At 35.6% G+C, this 2,557-nt stretch carries 3 protein-coding genes; 1 reads left to right on the forward strand and 2 read right to left on the reverse strand.

Going from position 1 to position 2,557, the window contains the following annotated elements:
• On the forward strand, nt 1-303 hold a 303-nt coding region (locus tag BW939_RS15645; protein WP_228417271.1), incomplete at its 5' end, for a transposase.
• A gap of 254 nt (nt 304-557) precedes the next feature.
• Here the strand turns inward: BW939_RS15645 and BW939_RS15650 are convergent.
• Nucleotides 558-947, reverse strand: coding sequence for a hypothetical protein (locus BW939_RS15650; protein WP_076452935.1), 390 nt, complete (start codon nt 945-947; stop codon nt 558-560).
• Nucleotides 948-1,139: 192 nt separating this feature from the next.
• Nucleotides 1,140-2,375, reverse strand: a complete 1,236-nt coding sequence (locus BW939_RS15655) for a TCR/Tet family MFS transporter (protein WP_034098942.1) — start codon at nt 2,373-2,375, stop codon at nt 1,140-1,142.
• Nucleotides 2,376-2,557: the final 182 nt, after the last annotated feature.

The following is a 2,557-nucleotide window of genomic DNA, read 5'->3' on the forward strand; positions in this document are numbered from 1 at the left end:
AATGGGCAATTGTACCGAAAAAGGCAGGAGATCAACGAGCATATCTTCGGAACCATCAAAAGGCAATGGGGTTACAATCACACGAATTTAACGGGTTTAGAGAAGGTAAATGGTGAACACAGCTTAATTATGCTGGTTTACAACATCAAACGTGCGATGAATATTCTGGGAGTTCCTGATTTAATTGCGAAATTGAAGAACTGGAAGTCACCTTACAAAAGGAACGTCTTGTTTTTGTTAATAACGAATCATTTTAAGCTGAAATCAGTCTTTGTTTTTGAAAAAGTATTATTGGTTGCTTAAAAATAAGGCGTCCTTAAAAGGCTTGTTTTACCTTGCAGCGTTGTAAAAATATGGCTTAAAGAGGAAGAAAGTGAGTTTTTTCACAGCCTGACGTTTCGCGGCTTCACGAAGTGGCGATGAACCAAGACCAAGCCTTCACAAATATAAACAAAACTTTTAATTAAAAACCTTTCCAATTTCTGATAAATCCCGAGCCTCGCCATTTCTTGAAACCGCTGTTATAGGTAGTACTTCATACATCACATTCAGTAAAACTATTTTAATTCCTTTTGCCAAAGAGGAAGTGTTTTACACATTGTCTCAACAAATTCTTCATTTAAGCGTTTAATATTGTCTTTTTCTGTAGCAAAATGTTCCTCAATTAGCTCGATTGCTTTTGGTTCGTAACATAATTTTACACGGAAGTTTTCTATCATGTCAACTCGAAGAATGGTTCTTATAAATTTTTTTGGTCGTCTTGAGAGTCCAACAACTGTAACACTTTCACACATTCCAGCAAACCAGTCTATTATGTAAATTTTTGTCTTTGGACTAAAAAGTTTTGTTCCAAGTTTTGTTTCTTGTCCTTGAGGACCAAATGGTCTTTCTGTTACAATGTTTGCAACTACTGTCCAAATAGGTTTTATTTCTTTTTTTGTTGTCAATGTTTTAATTGTTAGGTTCTCTGCGGCCGTATTACCTATAACGGGTTGCGGCTAAAAGAAGTGGCGGCTTTGGAACACTAAACTGTCTAAACGCACAATGTTTATTAGTTGCACAACTGTTTATATTCGCACTTCGCCCGCCATTTTTTTTAGGTGCTGTTAGCGGTTCGTTGTTTTCTGTCTATATGGTCATTACTTGTCCACCGATTTTATCAGTCTATTTGATTTTTTAAAACTTTTAAGAAACAAAATTAAACTAATTAATGTCAATATTGAAGCAATTAAAAAAGGAATTCCTGGAAAATAAATCTCGGATTGTTTTCCCGTAAAGTAAGAAAAACTGCTTGTCATTAACGGTGGTGCAATCAGAGTTGTCAAGCCCATTAAACTGCCTAAAGCACCTTGAAGTTCACCTTGTTCGTTGTCGGGCATTGCAGAAGACATAATACTTTGAACGGCTGTGCCTTGAATTCCACCAACTATGAAAAGTAATAAAGCGGTAAAGAGCAACCATTGCCACGGTGTAAAAGCAAACAGAAAAAAGCCCGTCATCATAAGTACAAATCCTAATACTGCCATTCGTTTGTCGCCCAATTTTTTTGCCAAAATACTGACTAACCATAACTGAACGATAATTGATAGAATGCCTATAAATGCTAATGAGTAGCCAACAAGAGAGGTGCTCCACTTAAATTTTTCAATGGTGAAAAATGCCCAAACACTTTCCATACTGTGATTAGCGATGGAAACAAAAATCATTGATAGCACTAAAGTTTTTATCAATGGGAATTTCTGTAAGTGTTTGAGGGAACCAAATGGATTAGCTCTTTTCCTGTCAAATTTCCTGCGGTTATTTGCTTTTAACGATTCCGGGAAAAAGTAATAGCCGAAAATAAAATTGATAAAACTTAAAATAGCAGCAACAATAAAGGGTGTATGAGTTCCGAATTGTCCCAATGTTCCGCCAATTATGGGTCCAATTATAAACCCCAAACCAAAGCCTGCGTTTATAAGTCCGAAATTTTTAGTTCTATTATCGTCTGTGCTAATGTCGGCAACACAAGCAGATGCAACGGAATAGCTTGCTCCTGTTATACCTGCAATTGTCCGCCCAACAAAAAGCCACAAAATACTTGCTGAAAAAGCAAGAAAAATGCAGTCGATGCTAAACCCAAACAATGAGCTTAAAAGTACTGGTCGCCTGCCATATTGGTCGCTTAAATTCCCTAAAACTGGTGCAAAAACAAATTGCATAATTGCATAAGCAAATGAGAGCCAGCCTCCGTATTTGGCGGCTGTGCTGATGTCTGAATGAAGTAGATTAATTAGTAGTTGTGGTAGAACTGGAAAAATTAGTCCAAAACCTGCGGTGTCAATTACGACAACTATTAATACAAATATGAGTGTTGATTTATGATTTGATTTCATTTTTATGAAGCGATAAATTATAGCATTACTCTGAAAAGTATAATGCAGTTTGTTAATAATAAATTCAATTAAGAAGAGTCTCAACCATGTACGTCTTCAAACTAAAGTGGACTTTTCCTAAGAGAGTATTTAGTTAATAATTCAAAGATAAATGTTTTTTTTGATTTGTTGTTAATTTTAAT

Origin of the sequence: Chryseobacterium piscicola, assembly GCF_900156685.1 — a bacterium.
Classification (GTDB): Bacteria; Bacteroidota; Bacteroidia; order Flavobacteriales; family Weeksellaceae; genus Chryseobacterium; species Chryseobacterium piscicola.

Coding starts and splice junctions, on each gene's coding strand:
- BW939_RS15655 (WP_034098942.1), bottom strand. CDS start 2,375: ATGAAATCAAATCATAAATCAACACTCATATTTGTATTAATAGTTGTC.